The sequence below is a fragment of the Yoonia sp. 208BN28-4 genome, assembly GCF_037543925.1.
Classification (GTDB): domain Bacteria; phylum Pseudomonadota; class Alphaproteobacteria; order Rhodobacterales; family Rhodobacteraceae; genus Yoonia.
In genome coordinates this window covers 338,021-352,438 of the sequence record NZ_JBBIFY010000001.1, presented here as the reverse complement: position 1 = coordinate 352,438, position 14,418 = coordinate 338,021, and the positions used below count along the sequence as shown (strand labels likewise).

The 14,418-nt window shown below is 56.0% G+C and carries 16 protein-coding genes; 9 read left to right on the top strand and 7 right to left on the bottom strand.

Annotated features, from left to right (window positions below; all coding sequences use genetic code 11):
* Positions 1–27 precede the first annotated feature (27 nt).
* The gene (locus V8J84_RS01710) at positions 28–1,260 is read left to right on the top strand and encodes an MFS transporter (RefSeq protein ID WP_339927867.1); all 1,233 of its coding nucleotides are present in this window, start codon (positions 28–30) and stop codon (positions 1,258–1,260) included.
* Here V8J84_RS01710 and V8J84_RS01705 read toward each other — a convergent pair.
* The 3 genes from V8J84_RS01705 to V8J84_RS01695 form a co-directional block, all read right to left on the bottom strand.
* Positions 1,243–1,839, bottom strand: coding sequence for a Smr/MutS family protein (locus V8J84_RS01705; RefSeq protein WP_339927866.1), 597 nt, complete (start codon positions 1,837–1,839; stop codon positions 1,243–1,245). The genes V8J84_RS01710 and V8J84_RS01705 overlap by 18 nt on opposite strands.
* Entirely contained in the window at positions 1,839–2,825 is a 987-nt protein-coding gene (gene mltA, locus V8J84_RS01700) for a murein transglycosylase A (protein WP_339927865.1), read from the bottom strand. Before mltA ends, V8J84_RS01705 begins: the two co-directional genes overlap by 1 nt.
* A 73-nt stretch (positions 2,826–2,898) precedes the next feature.
* Positions 2,899–3,558, bottom strand: coding sequence for a Tim44/TimA family putative adaptor protein (locus V8J84_RS01695; RefSeq protein WP_339927864.1), 660 nt, complete (start codon positions 3,556–3,558; stop codon positions 2,899–2,901).
* A 104-nt stretch (positions 3,559–3,662) separates the two neighbouring features.
* On the opposite strand from V8J84_RS01695, the gene V8J84_RS01690 reads away from it, so the two are divergent.
* Together V8J84_RS01690 and secB are read left to right on the top strand one after the other, a co-directional pair.
* The gene (locus V8J84_RS01690; RefSeq protein WP_339927863.1) at positions 3,663–4,169 is read left to right on the top strand and encodes an FxsA family protein; all 507 of its coding nucleotides are present in this window, start codon (positions 3,663–3,665) and stop codon (positions 4,167–4,169) included.
* Positions 4,170–4,263: 94 nt separating this feature from the next.
* Positions 4,264–4,788: a protein-export chaperone SecB gene (gene secB, locus V8J84_RS01685; RefSeq protein WP_339927862.1), complete on the top strand. Its 525-nt coding sequence runs from the start codon at positions 4,264–4,266 to the stop codon at positions 4,786–4,788.
* Positions 4,789–4,800: 12 nt separating this feature from the next.
* Here secB and dnaQ read toward each other — a convergent pair whose 3' ends face one another.
* The 4 genes from dnaQ to V8J84_RS01665 are packed head-to-tail and all read right to left on the bottom strand — an operon-like array spanning position 4,801 to position 7,548.
* Positions 4,801–5,535: a DNA polymerase III subunit epsilon gene (gene dnaQ, locus V8J84_RS01680; RefSeq protein WP_339927861.1), complete on the bottom strand. Its 735-nt coding sequence runs from the start codon at positions 5,533–5,535 to the stop codon at positions 4,801–4,803.
* Entirely contained in the window at positions 5,535–6,122 is a 588-nt protein-coding gene (gene coaE, locus V8J84_RS01675; RefSeq protein ID WP_339927860.1) for a dephospho-CoA kinase, read from the bottom strand. Before coaE ends, dnaQ begins: the two co-directional genes overlap by 1 nt.
* Positions 6,122–6,952 (bottom strand): shikimate dehydrogenase, encoded by an 831-nt coding sequence (locus V8J84_RS01670; protein WP_339927859.1) that lies wholly within the window; start codon positions 6,950–6,952, stop codon positions 6,122–6,124. The genes coaE and V8J84_RS01670 overlap by 1 nt, the downstream gene beginning before the upstream one ends.
* Positions 6,949–7,548: a Maf family protein gene (locus tag V8J84_RS01665; RefSeq protein WP_339927858.1), complete on the bottom strand. Its 600-nt coding sequence runs from the start codon at positions 7,546–7,548 to the stop codon at positions 6,949–6,951. Before V8J84_RS01665 ends, V8J84_RS01670 begins: the two co-directional genes overlap by 4 nt.
* Positions 7,549–7,958: 410 nt before the next feature.
* Here V8J84_RS01665 and hemJ point away from each other — a divergent pair, with 410 nt between their 5' ends.
* The 6 genes from hemJ to V8J84_RS01635 all read left to right on the top strand — a co-directional run bounded on the left by hemJ (position 7,959) and on the right by V8J84_RS01635 (position 14,417).
* Complete coding sequence (gene hemJ, locus V8J84_RS01660) at positions 7,959–8,408, top strand: protoporphyrinogen oxidase HemJ (RefSeq protein ID WP_339927857.1); 450 nt, start codon at positions 7,959–7,961, stop codon at positions 8,406–8,408.
* A 127-nt stretch (positions 8,409–8,535) separates the two neighbouring features.
* Positions 8,536–9,810 (top strand): transcription termination factor Rho, encoded by a 1,275-nt coding sequence (gene rho, locus V8J84_RS01655; RefSeq protein WP_339927856.1) that lies wholly within the window; start codon positions 8,536–8,538, stop codon positions 9,808–9,810.
* Between the two features lie 29 nt (positions 9,811–9,839).
* Positions 9,840–11,120, top strand: a complete 1,281-nt coding sequence (mnmE, locus tag V8J84_RS01650; protein WP_339927855.1) for a tRNA uridine-5-carboxymethylaminomethyl(34) synthesis GTPase MnmE — start codon at positions 9,840–9,842, stop codon at positions 11,118–11,120.
* A 12-nt stretch (positions 11,121–11,132) separates the two neighbouring features.
* Complete coding sequence (gene mnmG, locus V8J84_RS01645; RefSeq protein WP_339927854.1) at positions 11,133–12,998, top strand: tRNA uridine-5-carboxymethylaminomethyl(34) synthesis enzyme MnmG; 1,866 nt, start codon at positions 11,133–11,135, stop codon at positions 12,996–12,998.
* Positions 12,995–13,612 (top strand): 16S rRNA (guanine(527)-N(7))-methyltransferase RsmG, encoded by a 618-nt coding sequence (rsmG, locus tag V8J84_RS01640; RefSeq protein WP_339927853.1) that lies wholly within the window; start codon positions 12,995–12,997, stop codon positions 13,610–13,612. Before mnmG ends, rsmG begins: the two co-directional genes overlap by 4 nt.
* Positions 13,605–14,417: a ParA family protein gene (locus V8J84_RS01635; RefSeq protein ID WP_339927852.1), complete on the top strand. Its 813-nt coding sequence runs from the start codon at positions 13,605–13,607 to the stop codon at positions 14,415–14,417. The genes rsmG and V8J84_RS01635 overlap by 8 nt, the downstream gene beginning before the upstream one ends.
* Position 14,418: the final 1 nt, after the last annotated feature.

The following is a 14,418-nucleotide window of genomic DNA, read 5'->3' as shown; positions in this document are numbered from 1 at the left end:
CACATAAACCGGATCATCAAGGGCGGCATGACGCAGCCCGCCGGTTACATCGCATTCATCCGCGCCAACGCGCCCTTCCTTGCGACGGGCGCGTTGCTGTCTTTCCTGTCCAGCTTTGGCCAGACGTTTTTCATCGCCATCTTCGGCGGGGATATCCGCGCGGAGTTTGACCTGTCGAATGGCGACTGGGGCCTGATCTATATGATCGGCACGGGCGCTTCTGCGGTGCTGATGGTTTTTGCGGGCGGGCTGGCAGACAGATTTCGCGTTAAATCGCTTGGTACGGTCGTAATCGGCGGGCTGGCGGTGGCTTGCGCGCTCATGGCGCTGAATACCTCTGCCGCCCTTTTGGTCGGTGTGATCTTCGCCCTGCGGTTTCTGGGTCAGGGCATGACCAGCCATGTCGCCGTCGTGGCCATGGCCCGCTGGTTCGTCGCCACACGTGGCCGCGCATTGGCGGTTGCCGCACTTGGTTTCATGCTGGGCGAGGCAACCTTGCCACTGATCATGGTATGGCTGAAATCCATGATTGGCTGGCGTCAGCTTTGGCTGTGCTTCGGCGTCTTCTGTCTGCTGATGATCCCAGTGCTGCGCCGCTTTCTGCGGCTCGAACGCACCCCGCAGGCCGCAGCCGATAATGACGAGGCTGCGGGGCTGGGCGGCAAACATTGGACCCGCGCCGAAGCCCTGCGCAATCCGATCTTCTGGGCAATGGCCCCCGCCGTCATGTCATTTTCCGGCTTTGGCACGGCGTTCTGGTTTCATCAGGTCCACTTTGCCGAAGTCAAAGGCTGGTCGCATCTGTCGCTGGTCGCTGTCTTTCCGCTAGGCACCATGATGCTGGCCGTTTCAACCATCTTTTATGGCTGGGCCGTTGATCGCGTGGGCGCGGTGCGGCTGCTGCCGTTCTACCTTATCCCTTATGTGCTGGCGTTTATTCTGCACTGGTATGCGCCAAGCCTTGGTTGGACCGCACTGGCGGTTGTTCTGATGGGCGTGGCCGGAGGCGGTCAGGCGACGTTGCTGAATGCATGCTGGGCAGAGTTTTACGGCACCAGAAATCTTGGATCGATCAAGGCAGCTGTAACCGCTTTGATGGTGCTTGGGTCCGCTGTGGGTCCGGGGCTAAGCGGATGGTTGATCGACGCCGGTGTCGGGTTCGAGACACAGATGCTTGGGTATGCGTTCAGCTTTGCCTTAGCCGCAATCTTGCTGTGCTATCCGGTGATGGCAAGCAGACGACTAGCGCGCGCGGCGTAGATAGACGTAATAGGCACCGTGCCCACCGTGACGGAAGTGGGCAGGCGTCACTTGCAGGATCACACCCTTGAGCGGCGGCAGCGCCATCCACTGCGGCACCTGATGCCGCAACACGCCCTGCCTGACCGGAATTGGCCCGCCATCGTCGCGATCCTTACCTTTGCCCGTAATCACAAGAACCAGCCGCTTGCCCGCCGCAAATGCGTTCAGGATAAACCCGACAAGTTCGGGATGCGCCTCTGATACGGTCATGCCATGAAGGTCGATCCGGCCCTCGGGTTTGATCTTGCCTCGGGTCATCTTGCCATAGGACTTGGCATCCATCTGGACCGGTGCTGTCGCAAGACGCTGGCCGACACCTGGCAGAATATCATGTGGCCGTTTCCCGTTTGCGCGCTCGCCCACACGAAACGTCGAAATCGGCTCGGGTGCTGTGGCCTTTTTCTGTTTCGTCAAAGCACGTGACGGGGCCGCTTCGGGGGCGGTAACCGGACGGGCCGGATCAAGCGGGATCGTCCGGCCTGCGACCTGATCCCAAAGCGCACGTTCTTCCTGACTAAGATGGCGTGGCCTGCGCATCATTCGATGCCGTCAAACGGGGCAGGCAGTTTCGCCAAAGCAAGCTGGATCGGCAGCAAGACAACGATCCGGCCACCGTCCTTGATCCGGCCAGCGGCACGCCCCGCGATGGTGCCCGTGCCGTAAAAGATGTCAGCACGCTGGGCGCCCTTGATCGCGGACCCGGTATCTTGCGCGATCATCAGACGGTTCAGCGGATCAGCGCCTTCCTTTTCGATCCAGACAGGCGCACCCAGCTTCACAATCGACGGATCAACAGCAATAGACCGCATTTCAGTGATCGACCGGTTCATCGCGCCAAGCGGACCCTGATCCGACGGCACCTCGTTCACCTCGCGGAAAAACACATAGCTGTCGTTGACCCAAAGCAGCTCTCGCCCGTCTTCGGGATTGGCGGCAACCCACGACCGGATCACATCGGCGGACACCTGATAGCTTTCGTAGATACCACGCCGCACCAACTCTTGCCCGACCGACGAATAATTGCGCCCGTTCTTTCCGCGATACCCAACGCGGATGGTCTGGCCACTGGGCAAACGGATACGGCCTGACCCCTGCACCATCAGGAAAAACGCATCCACCGGATCAGCCAGCCACGCAATCTCAAGCCCCCGTCCGGCAAGCGCGCCGGTTTCCTCAATCTCGCGACGGGTCAGATAGGGCTGACCTTCAACCAGATCATCCGGCAGGCGGTAAATCGGATGCTGGTATTCACCACCTTGGGTCAACGCGCCGCGCAGTTCGGGCTCATAGTAGCCGGTGAACAGCATGTCTTGCCCGTCCTCGATCAGGATCGGTTGAAAGAACAGCTCGAAGAAATCACGCGGGTTTGGTGCGTCGCCCGCGAAGGCACACAGGTTTTCCCACTCAGGATCGTTCAGATCGCGGCAGGTGTTCAAAAACACCGAAAGGGCGGCCTGATGATCGTCATCAGCCCACCCTTCAAGTTCGTCAAATTGCAAAAGCGTATAAGTCGTTTCCGCCATCGCTGGTCCTGCTGCTAGTCCAAGGCTGCACAGGCAGGCCAAGGCACCGGCAATGCCTTGCACGACCTGCAATCTAAGCGTCCGTTGCGACCAGTCGCCAGTTTGGATCGTCGGTGCCCATCACACGGGCAAAGGTCCAGACATCTTTCTGACGCTTCACTTCGCTGTCGCTTCCGTCAACAATATCGCCACCGGCATCACGCACCACGTAGGTCATCTCGCTTGCAAAGCGGATCGTGATCTCGGCTTCTTTGGTCGTTTTGTCGAACGTCGCATCGTTTACAGCCATGTTGCTGACACCGATAAAGTTGGCATCAATCGTCAGTTTCTGCTCTTCGCGCTGGTCGATCACGCTTTGGAACGCCTCGAACACATCTTCTGAGATAAACGGCGTCACGCTGGACAGATCACCCTTTTCAAAGGCCATCAGGATCATCTCGTAGGCACCTTTGGCACCGCCAAGGAATTCACCGACATGAAACTGCGGATCGGCACGCTTCATTTCGGCAAGCGCATCAGCAGCAGGGCTGTTTTCCGGCACGTGGTCAGCAATGTCGTTGTCGGGCCCACCTTCGATCACTTCGAAATCGGGCTTGCGGCGTTTGTCAGCGACAGGTTGCGCCACGGGCGGCTTTTCAAAACCTTCGCGTGTGCCCAGCACGCCACGCAGGCGCAGGATCAGGAACACAGCAATCGCTGCAAGAACCAAAAGCTGGATAATCGGAGAGTTCATCAGGACCTCTATCTAGGACAGGCATGGAAAGATTGTATCACCGACCTTATGTAGGGTGCGCATGGGGCCGAGTCCACCTTGGCCCCGTAAGAAGGATGATACCAATGTGGTTGCTACTGGCCTTTGTTGCCGTTCCATTGATCGAGATCGCGCTGTTTATCCAGATTGGCGGGGCCATCGGGCTTTGGCCAACGCTTGCCATTGTGCTGATCACCGCGATTGCAGGCTCTTGGCTGGTGCGATCACAGGGTGCGCGGGAATTAGCCAACATGCGGTCGTCGTTCTCCGAATTGCGCGACCCGACAGAGCCTTTGGCAAACGGCGCAATGATCCTTTTTGCAGGTGCGCTGCTGCTGACACCCGGATTTTTTACTGACATCGTGGGTTTTGCACTGCTTTTGCCACCTGTCAGGGCTGCGGCATACAAGGCCTTGCGGGAACGCGTGAACGTGCAGCGGTTCGAAATGGGTGATCGCGCCTCGCAACACCCGCACCGCCCCCGCGGCCCGCAAGATCGTGTGATTGACGGTGAATATGAAGAAGTCAGCAAACCACGCGACCCGAACGCAGGCCCGTCACGCTGGTCGCAAGACGATACGTCAGGGCGCTAAAGACCGTCTGATAACTTTAGATTGAGACCCCCCGCATGCCCTGTTAAGCACGGCGGGACTTTTTTGATATGCCATTCAACCGGAGAGACACATCATGTCCGACACACCCGAAGCCACAAATTCCGCAGCCGATGCCGCTGCTGCCCAAGCCAAGATCAAAAGCAGCGTTCTGGCCCAGTACATCCGCGATATGTCGTTTGAAAACATCCTCGCGCAGAAGGGTGTAACAGGCGACGCAACACCCGAGATCAAGGTTCAGGTGAATCTCGACGCCCGCAAGCGCAAGACCGAAGGCCAGTACGAGGTGATCACCAAGCTGAACATCACCAGCAACGCCAAAGACGGCGGCGATCCGCTGTTCGTGCTTGAGCTGGATTATGCCGGCATCTTCTCGATCGAGGGTGTGCCGGAAGACCAGATGCACCCCTACCTGCTGATCGAATGCCCGCGCATCACATTCCCGTTTGTGCGCCGTATCGTCAGCGATGTGACACGCGACGGTGGCTTCCCGCCACTGAACCTTGAGACGATTGATTTCCTCGCGCTTTACCGCGCGGAACTGGCCCGCCGTGTGGAGGCGCAGAAAGCGTCCGGCGAAACAGAGCCGACAGTCAACTAATCGGGTTGGGGCCTAGTGCCCCAGCTTTTTCCAAACAGCATCGTCGCCCAGTTTCTCGACAAAAGTCGCGTGGGCGGCGATTTCGTTTTCAGACAGCCGTGATGGTAACGGGCTTGGCCGCGCAGATGGCCGCCATTCATCGCCCTGCCCCGCACCCGATTGCTGCCGCGTGTCAGACGCCAGCGCAAAGTCGGGCTGCCGTCCACCAATCAGTTCCAGATACACTTCAGCCAGGATTTCACTGTCCAGCAAAGCGCCGTGTAGCGTCCGGTTTGTGTTGTCGATCCCAAAACGGCGGCACAGCGCATCCAGCGACGCTGGCGATCCGGGAAACTTCCGCCGCGCAATCGCGAGTGTATCAAGCGCCTGATCCATCGGCAGCGCGGGACGGTTGAGCCAGCCCAGTTCAGCGTTCAGAAACTTCATGTCAAACGCGGCATTGTGGATGACCATTTTCGCGTCACCCACAAAATCAAGAAAATCCTGCGCGATATCCTTGAACAATGGTTTGTCCTTCAGCGTCACCTCGCCCTTTTCCGCTTTGCGGGGAGATTCAAGCAAATCAGGCCCGATCCCGTGCACACCAAACGCCCCTTCGGGCATGGATCGCTGCGGGTTGATATACTGGTGATATGTCCGGCCCGTTGGCACATGACCGATCAGTTCAACCGCACCAATCTCGACGATCCGGTCGCCTTCGAATGGTTCAAAGCCGGTGGTTTCGGTGTCCAGAACGATCTCGCGCATCAATCATGCCCCCGCAGTGTTGCTATCACGTTTTGCACGCCTCCGCGGGCCGCGTCCAGTGATGTGGTTTCGATCACAAAATCCGCACGCTGACGCTTTTCCGCGTCAGGCGTTTGGCGCGACAGGATCATTTCAAATTGGGCCTGCGTCATATTGGGCCGGTCCAGCACGCGGACTTTTTGAACATCAGCGGGTGCAGACACCACAACGATTACATCAACCCACTGATCCGCACCCGTCTCAAACAAAAGCGGGATATCAAGAACGACAAGATCATCCGTTGCATGTTGCGCGAGGAATGCCTCGCGGTCCGCAGCGACCAAGGGATGAACAATCGCCTCAATCTTGCGGATCGCCTCAGGATTTTTGGCCAACACGGACTTGAGCTTTGACCGGTCAACCACGCCATCAACCACAGCCACAGGAAAGGCTTCGCGCATTGGGGCGACAGCCGCACCGCCTGCGCCGTAGATGCGGTGCACCGCTACGTCCGCGTCCCAAACCGGCAGACCAGCGTCCGCAAACATGGCCGCTGTCGTCGATTTGCCCATCCCGATTGAGCCTGTCAGCCCGATGATCTTTGGCATCAAAGCAGGGCCGCCCGCGTGGCATCATCCACCACAGGCCGCATCCCGAACCAGCGTTCAAAACCGGGCACACCTTGATGGATCAGCATCCCCAATCCATCAACAGTGATACATCCCATCGCCTCGGCGGTTTGCAGAAGCGGCGTGCGCAAGGGCGTATAAACAATGTCGTTCACGATGGTGCCGCGCCGCAGGCCATCCAGCGGAATCCGCAATTCAGGTTGGCCCGTCATGCCAAGCGAGGTGGTGTTTACAACCAATGACACCTCTTCCAGCATGTTGCCTGCCTGCACCCAGTCGACCACGTTGATCCTTGCGCCAAACTCGCGGCGCAATGCCTCTGCCTTGGGGCGGGTGCGGTTCGCCAGATAGATCTCGGGCACACCTGCATCGGCCAGCGCAACGATGATCGCCCGCGCCGCACCCCCTGCCCCAAGCACCGCAGCAGAACCGGCCCGCGGATTCCAGTCCGGTGCGCCTTGCTTGATGTTAGCCATAAACCCGTAGCCGTCCGTGTTGTCAGCATAGATTTTGCCATCGTCCTTGAAGATCAGCGTATTGGCCGCACCGATCAGCGTGGCACGATCGCTGATCTGATCAGCGATATTCATCAATGACGATTTATGCGGGATCGTAACATTGGCGCCCACAAATCCCATCTTGGGCAAAGTGCGCACCACACGTTCCAAATCATCCTCGATCACATGCAGCGGGATATATTCACCTAGAAGCCCGTATTTACGCAGCCAATGTCTGTGCAGGCGCGGCGATCTGGAATGTGCAATGGGATTACCAATCACACCAGCCAAGGGGATTTTTCGCGTGCTCATTTTTCTAGCGTGCCTCGCAACGTCAGGTAGGACAGCAGTTCCAATAACGGCAGACCCAGAACATTGAAATAGTCGCCTTCGATCCTGCTAAAAAGCCGCACGCCTTCTTCTTCCAGCTTATAGCCTCCAACAGCGTGCTGTATGCTGTCCCAGTTTCGATCTACGTAATCGGCCAGATAGGCATCCGACGCATCGCGCATGTGCAAACGCACAACACCAACGTGACGCCACAGCGGATTACCGTCTTCATAGATCACAGCAGCCGACAACAACTGATGACGTTGACCGCGAAGTTGTGTGAGCTGTTCGACCGCGTTTTCAGGCGACACCGGCTTGGCCAGTATCTGATTTCCAAACGCAAGCACCTGATCGCAGCCGATCACCAAGGCGCCAGCATGACGCGTACTGATCTTGCGGGCCTTCATTTCGGCCAGCGTATCGGCGATATCTCTCGGGCTGGCCGCTTCACCTTCCAGCGATATCCTAATGCTCTCTTCATCAATCCGCGCTACATCAACGTCAAACGGGACGCAGGCATTGCGCAAAAGCTGCGCGCGGATCATAGAACCGGATGCAAGGATGATGGGTTGTGTCATGTGGATATCTTACGGGAAAAGCTATGTGTCATACAGTGTGAAACCTGTTTGCACCTGAACGCGATCTGGCGACACGGGGAAAAGATTAACATTGTCCTAACGCCCAGAGGATTTATCCACGCGGGACAAGGATAAATCACCCTTGTGGAGGAATCCCCTATCATGTGCCTGTCAACTGGCCGTTAGGAATTAGGTCACCTGTGATATAAGCCAATTTCTATATTTATATCAATATGTTGATCTCCTAATCTCTCTATCAGTGGAATTGACTTTCACTGTGAAAAACAGTGGATAAGTCAGGGGATTGAAAAAGAAGCCACAGAAATCAGCGACACTATCTACATCATCATCTTTCTTATCTTTAATATTATATTAAGAGGGATCAGAGAGTTCGCGAGGAAGACGATCCGATGCAAGATATCCTGATTGGCACATATCCCTGGATCAAGGCGCTTCATATTGCGGCTGTGATATCTTGGATGGCAGGTATGTTCTATCTGCCTAGATTGTTTGTCTATCACGCAGAACGGGCAACGCCGGGGTCGGAGTTGGACAAGACGTTTCAGGTGATGGAATACAAACTGCTGCGCGTGATTATGAATCCCGCGATGATCGTGACATGGATCTGCGGGCTGATCCTGATCGGAATGGGCATGATGGATTTCGGTTCGATCTGGTCCTGGACCAAGCTGCTGGCTGTCGTGCTGATGACCGTAAGCCACATGTGGCTGGCGAAGCGGCGCAAGGAATTTGCCAATGGCACCAACACACGCGATGGCAGGGCCTACAGGATCGCCAACGAGGTGCCGACAGTGCTGATGCTGATCATCGTGGTGATGGTGATTGTACGGCCCTTCTAGGCGGTCAGATTGACTTCGGCGATGTGACCGCTTAGGTCTGTCGTCGCAGCCCGTCCGGGTGATGCGTTTTTCCAGACCTGACCAGATAAATCGTGGCCTGTTCCAAGGTATCACGTTGGATGATTTTATGACCGCTGACCGTATCAACCTTGCCGACCTGAAGGCGCAAAGCCCCAAGGACCTTTTGTCGCTTGCCGAAGAGCTTGAGATCGAGAATGCCTCGACCATGCGCAAAGGCGACATGATGTTCGCCATTCTGCGCGAACGTGCCGATGAAGAGTGGGTGATTGGCGGCGACGGTGTGCTTGAGGTCGTGCAGGACGGATTTGGTTTCCTCCGCTCGCCCGAGGCAAACTACCTGCCGGGCCCCGACGATATCTATGTGTCACCGGATATGATCCGCAAACATTCGCTGCGCACAGGCGACACGGTGCAGGGCGTGATGAAAGAGCCAACGGACAACGAGCGTTACTTTGCGCTGACATCCGTTGAATCGATCAATTTCGAGGACCCTGAAAAGGCCAAGCACAAGGTTGCGTTTGATAACCTGACGCCGCTTTACCCTGATGAGCGGCTGAACATGGAAGTCACGTCCGAGAACAATTCCAAGGATCGCTCTGCGCGGATCATCGATCTGGTATCACCGATCGGTAAGGGGCAACGTTCTTTGATCGTGGCGCCCCCGCGTACTGGTAAAACGGTGCTGTTGCAGAACATCGCCAACTCGATCGAGAAGAACCACCCGGAGTGTTATCTGATCGTGCTTTTGATCGACGAACGCCCGGAGGAAGTCACCGACATGCAGCGCTCTGTGAAGGGTGAGGTTGTGTCATCGACATTTGACGAACCAGCCACGCGCCACGTTGCCGTGTCCGAGATGGTGATTGAAAAGGCCAAGCGCTTGGTTGAGCATAAGCGTGATGTTGTGATCCTGCTCGATTCGATCACGCGTCTGGGCCGTGCGTTTAACACAACGGTGCCATCGTCCGGCAAGGTGCTGACCGGTGGTGTGGATGCAAACGCCCTGCAACGCCCCAAGCGGTTCTTTGGTGCGGCGCGGAATATCGAAGAAGGCGGCTCGTTGACCATCATCGCGACAGCCCTGATCGACACAGGTTCGCGCATGGACGAAGTGATCTTTGAGGAATTCAAAGGTACAGGTAACAGCGAGATTGTTCTGGATCGTAAGGTTGCGGATAAGCGCGTGTTCCCTGCGATGGATATTCTGAAATCCGGTACGCGGAAAGAAGAGCTGCTGGTTGAGAAGAACGACCTTGCCAAGACCTATGTCTTGCGTCGCATCCTGAACCCGATGGGCACAACGGATGGTATCGAATTCCTGATCGGGAAGTTAAAGCAGACCAAGACAAATGCGGACTTCTTCGACTCCATGAATACCTAATTACTGTTTATAAACAGTAGGTTAATAAAATGACGACAATTTTTGCCTTGGCCACCGCGCAGGGCCGCGCTGGCGTGGCTGTTGTGCGTATCTCTGGTCCTGATGCTGTTGCGGCCTGTGCTGATCTGTGTGGATCGGTGCCGGATCAGCGCGGTGTCAGACGGCTTTTGGATGCGGACGGCGTGCTGCTTGATGAGGCGCTAGTCCTCAACTTTCCAAGCGGTCAAAGCTTTACGGGTGAAAGCGTGGTGGAGCTGCATCTACACGGTAGCCCTGCGGTAATTGCAGCTGTCTTGCGCGTACTGTCGAACGACACGCGGTTACAGGCGGCAGAAGCTGGCGAGTTTACCCGTCGCGCGCTTGAGAACGGGAAACTTGATCTGACACAGGTCGAAGGCCTGGCCGACCTGATTGATGCGGAAACGGAAAGCCAGCGCAAACAGGCGATCCGTGTGCTATCCGGCGCACTAGGTGAGAAGGCCAGTGGTTGGCGGACCAAGCTGATCCGCGCCGCGGCCTTGGTGGAGGCTACGATTGATTTTGCCGACGAAGATGTGCCTGTCGATGTGTATCCCGAAGTGCATGATCTGATTGACGCGGTTGCCGTTGAATTGCAGTCAGAGGCTGCGGGTGTGCAAATTGCTGAACGTGTGCGCGAAGGTTTTGAGGTCGCAATCGTTGGGCCGCCTAACGCTGGTAAGTCCACGTTGTTGAACCGCTTGGCTGGTCGTGATGCTGCGATCACCTCTGAAATCGCGGGCACCACCCGTGATGTAATTGAGGTCCGAATGGATCTTGCCGGTCTGCCTGTCACGATGCTGGATACCGCCGGACTACGGGACACGGATGACGAGATTGAAAAGATTGGTGTCCAACGTGCGAAAGACCGGGCGGAACAGGCTGATCTGCGCATCTATTTGCAAGACGGCGGCATCACGCCTGAGCTGCATCTGCAGGATGATGATATCGTCGTGACGTCAAAATCGGATATGGGGGTTGCTGGACCATTCGCCGTATCGGGTAAGACTGGTGATGGCGTGGATCGGCTAATTGATGAGGTTTCCGCAGTTCTAAAAGGCAGAACGGGCCAGATCGGGGTTGCGATGAGAGAGCGGCATCGCGTCGCAATGTTGCGAGCGATTGACTATATTCAGAGAGCAAAAGCTGGAATGGCACAAGATACAGGCTTGTCCGACTTGATCGCGGAGGATCTGCGGTCTGCCACGCGAGCCATTGATGCTTTGATTGGACGTGTCGACGTTGAACAGGTATTAGACGAAATCTTTATGAGTTTTTGCATCGGCAAATAAGGAGTGTTTCACGTGAAACATTTTGACGTCATTGTCATTGGCGGCGGACACGCTGGCACAGAAGCTGCGCACGCCGCTGCCCGGATGGGCGCGCAAACGGCGCTGATCACGCTATCGAAGGATGCAATCGGGGTTATGTCCTGCAATCCCGCAATTGGTGGATTAGGCAAAGGTCACCTGGTCAGGGAAATTGATGCGCTTGACGGTGTGATGGGGCGCGTCGCCGATTTGGCAGGTATCCAATTTCGCCTTCTAAACAGAACGAAGGGTCCTGCGGTGCAAGGACCACGCGCGCAGGCAGATCGGGCTATCTACCGCACCGAAATGCAGCGGCTGACTGCTGACCAAGCAAATCTGGACATTATCGAAGGCGAAGCGGCAGATTTCATCATGCGCAACGGCGCAGTGAATGGCGTTGTTATGGCGGACGGCTCGGAGATCACCGGTAAAACTACGATTCTGACAACTGGGACGTTTTTGCGGGGTGTCATCCACATTGGCGACGTTTCAAAGCCCGGTGGGCGCATGGGCGAAAACCCGTCAATTAAATTGGCCGAACGTCTTGATAGCTTTGCGCTCCCTTTGGGTCGATTGAAAACAGGCACGCCGCCGCGGGTTGATGGGCGAACGATCAAATGGGATTTGCTTGACTTGCAACCGGGCGACGATGATCCGGTCCTTTTCTCGTTCCTATCCCATTCGGTGTCGGTTCCACAGGTCAATTGTGGCATCACGCATACGAATAGCCAGACGCATGATATCATTCGCGAAAACCTGTCGCGATCTGCAATGTATGGGGGTCATATCGACGGCGTCGGTCCGCGATACTGTCCGTCGATTGAAGATAAGATCGTTCGCTTCGCGGATAAGACATCACATCAGGTGTTTCTGGAGCCCGAGGGCGCGAATGATCATACCGTTTATCCAAACGGCATTTCAACGTCCCTTCCGGTCGAAGTCCAAGATGATTACGTCCATTCGATGTTCGGGCTCGAAGATGCTGTAATTTTGCAGCCGGGTTATGCAATTGAGTATGATTACGTCGATCCACGCGCGCTTACGGCGACTTTGGAATTGAAAGATGTCCCAAACCTATATTTGGCGGGCCAGATCAACGGCACCACTGGGTATGAGGAAGCGGCAGCTCAAGGCTTGGTTGCGGGCTTGAATGCTGCGCTGTCAGCGTCTGGTAAAGAGCAGGTGTTGTTCAGTCGGCGCGAATCCTACATCGGCGTGATGATTGATGATCTAATCACGCGAGGTGTCAGTGAGCCTTACCGTATGTTCACATCACGCGCTGAGTTTCGCCTCTCGCTTCGCGCTGATAATGCGGATCAACGCCTTACAGGTGTTGGGCGCGAGATCGGGTGTGTTTGTGATGTGCGATGGCAGGCGTTTTCTGAAAAAGTCGAGCAAATTGAGCAGGCGCGTGAGCAGCTTAGCAAGCAGCGGTTCTCGGCCAAGGAGATCGCAGCAACAGGTGTGAATTTAAATCCTGACGGCGAAGCACGTAGCGCACTTGGTGCGCTTGAGCTCTCGGATTTTGGAATTGAGCAGCTTCGACAGCTTGCTGAAATTCCAAAGGACCAAAACATCGAAGTGCTGGAGCAGATCAAACGCGACTCGCTTTACGCGAATTATATCGCTCGCCAGATGCGTGACATTGCGGCGATGGAGCGGGATGAAAACCAAAAAATACCAGTGGATTTTGATTTTGTTGGTATTTCGGGACTCTCAAACGAACTTGCTTCGAAACTTCAAAAGGTGCGCCCCGCCACGCTAGCACACGCTAGCCGCATTGACGGAATGACTCCAGCAGCGCTTATGCTGCTATTGAGCCAGCTGAAGCGTGCTGAAAAGCAGGCCGCCGCATCATGAAGAATCTGCCCGATATCGGGGTGAATGTTTCACGTGAAACACTCGACACTCTAACCCATTTCGCGGACTTGACGGTGAAGTGGACCAATAAGATCAATCTTATCGCGCCCAGTACGATCAGTGATGTCTGGAACCGGCACATCGTCGACTCGGCACAGATGTATCAACTTGCTCCGAACTCATACGCAACTTGGGCGGACTTGGGCAGCGGTGGCGGCTTTCCCGGCGTCGTTTCCGCAATCCTGGCGAAGCAGCATCATCCAGCAGCCAAGTTTGTGCTTATTGAAAGCGATCAGCGCAAAGCCACATTTCTGCGCACAGCAGCCCGAGAACTCGCGCTCAATATGTCGGTGTACCCACAACGTATTGAGGAAACCGACTGTCAAAGCGCAGATGTGGTATCGGCCCGCGCGCTGATGTCTCTGTCCGAGCTCTTACCTCATCTTCAAACGCACCTGTCCAACGATGGAATTGCGCTGCTCCACAAGGGTCGGCGGTACGCGGAAGAAATTCGTGATGCCCGCAAGGATTGGGACTTTGAACTTGCGCAATACCCCAGTATCACCGACGCAGACGCCCGCATTTTGACACTCAAAAGGATTGCACGTGCCTGATCTGACACGGCCGCATGGACCTCGCATTATCGCTGTTGCCAACCAGAAAGGCGGGGTCGGTAAAACGACTACGACCATCAATTTGGGTGCCGCACTGGCCGCCGAGGGCCGTAAGGTGCTGCTTGTCGATCTTGATCCGCAGGGCAATGCATCGACCGGGTTGGGGGTGGAGCAGGATGACCGCCTTGTCACCACATACGATCTGTTGGCTGGTGACGTGACCCTGTCGCAGGCAATCCAGACAACGACCGTTGATCTTCTTAGCATTATTCCGGCCACAACAGATCTCAGCTCTGCTGATATCGAACTGATCTCGAACGAAAAGCGCAGCTTTCTTTTGCATGATGCACTGCGCCAGATCGATATCGATCAATTCGCGTTTGATTTTGTCTTGATCGATTGCCCGCCGTCCTTGAACATCCTGACCGTCAACGCGATGGTCGCCGCCCATTCGGTGATTGTCCCGCTGCAAAGTGAGTTCTTCGCGCTCGAAGGCCTGTCGCAACTCATGCTGTCCCTGCGCGAGGTGCGTGAGGCAGCAAACCCCGATTTGCGGATCGAGGGGATCGCGCTGACCATGTATGACAGTCGAAACAACCTGTCCCAACAGGTCGAAGAGGACGCCCGCCAAAATCTGGGTGACCTTGTTTTTCAGACCGTTATCCCCCGCAATGTCCGGCTTAGCGAGGCTCCGTCGTTCGCCATGCCAGTTCTTCAATATGATCCAGCGTCAAAAGGCAGCCTTGCTTATCGCGCCTTGGCACGCGAAATTCTGGATCGTGAAACCCTTCGTCAGAAAGGCTAGG

What these genes read in the sequence shown, in the direction of transcription:
- V8J84_RS01710 (WP_339927867.1), top strand. Translation starts at nt 28, where the DNA reads ATGACGCAGCCCGCCGGTTACATCGCATTCATCCGCGCCAACGCGCCC.
- V8J84_RS01705 (WP_339927866.1), bottom strand. Translation starts at nt 1,839, where the DNA reads ATGCGCAGGCCACGCCATCTTAGTCAGGAAGAACGTGCGCTTTGGGAT.
- mltA (WP_339927865.1), bottom strand. Translation starts at nt 2,825, where the DNA reads ATGGCGGAAACGACTTATACGCTTTTGCAATTTGACGAACTTGAAGGG.
- V8J84_RS01695 (WP_339927864.1), bottom strand. Translation starts at nt 3,558, where the DNA reads ATGAACTCTCCGATTATCCAGCTTTTGGTTCTTGCAGCGATTGCTGTG.
- V8J84_RS01690 (WP_339927863.1), top strand. Translation starts at nt 3,663, where the DNA reads ATGTGGTTGCTACTGGCCTTTGTTGCCGTTCCATTGATCGAGATCGCG.
- secB (WP_339927862.1), top strand. Translation starts at nt 4,264, where the DNA reads ATGTCCGACACACCCGAAGCCACAAATTCCGCAGCCGATGCCGCTGCT.
- dnaQ (WP_339927861.1), bottom strand. Translation starts at nt 5,535, where the DNA reads ATGCGCGAGATCGTTCTGGACACCGAAACCACCGGCTTTGAACCATTC.
- coaE (WP_339927860.1), bottom strand. Translation starts at nt 6,122, where the DNA reads ATGCCAAAGATCATCGGGCTGACAGGCTCAATCGGGATGGGCAAATCG.
- V8J84_RS01670 (WP_339927859.1), bottom strand. Translation starts at nt 6,952, where the DNA reads ATGAGCACGCGAAAAATCCCCTTGGCTGGTGTGATTGGTAATCCCATT.
- V8J84_RS01665 (WP_339927858.1), bottom strand. Translation starts at nt 7,548, where the DNA reads ATGACACAACCCATCATCCTTGCATCCGGTTCTATGATCCGCGCGCAG.
- hemJ (WP_339927857.1), top strand. Translation starts at nt 7,959, where the DNA reads ATGCAAGATATCCTGATTGGCACATATCCCTGGATCAAGGCGCTTCAT.
- rho (WP_339927856.1), top strand. Translation starts at nt 8,536, where the DNA reads ATGACCGCTGACCGTATCAACCTTGCCGACCTGAAGGCGCAAAGCCCC.
- mnmE (WP_339927855.1), top strand. Translation starts at nt 9,840, where the DNA reads ATGACGACAATTTTTGCCTTGGCCACCGCGCAGGGCCGCGCTGGCGTG.
- rsmG (WP_339927853.1), top strand. Translation starts at nt 12,995, where the DNA reads ATGAAGAATCTGCCCGATATCGGGGTGAATGTTTCACGTGAAACACTC.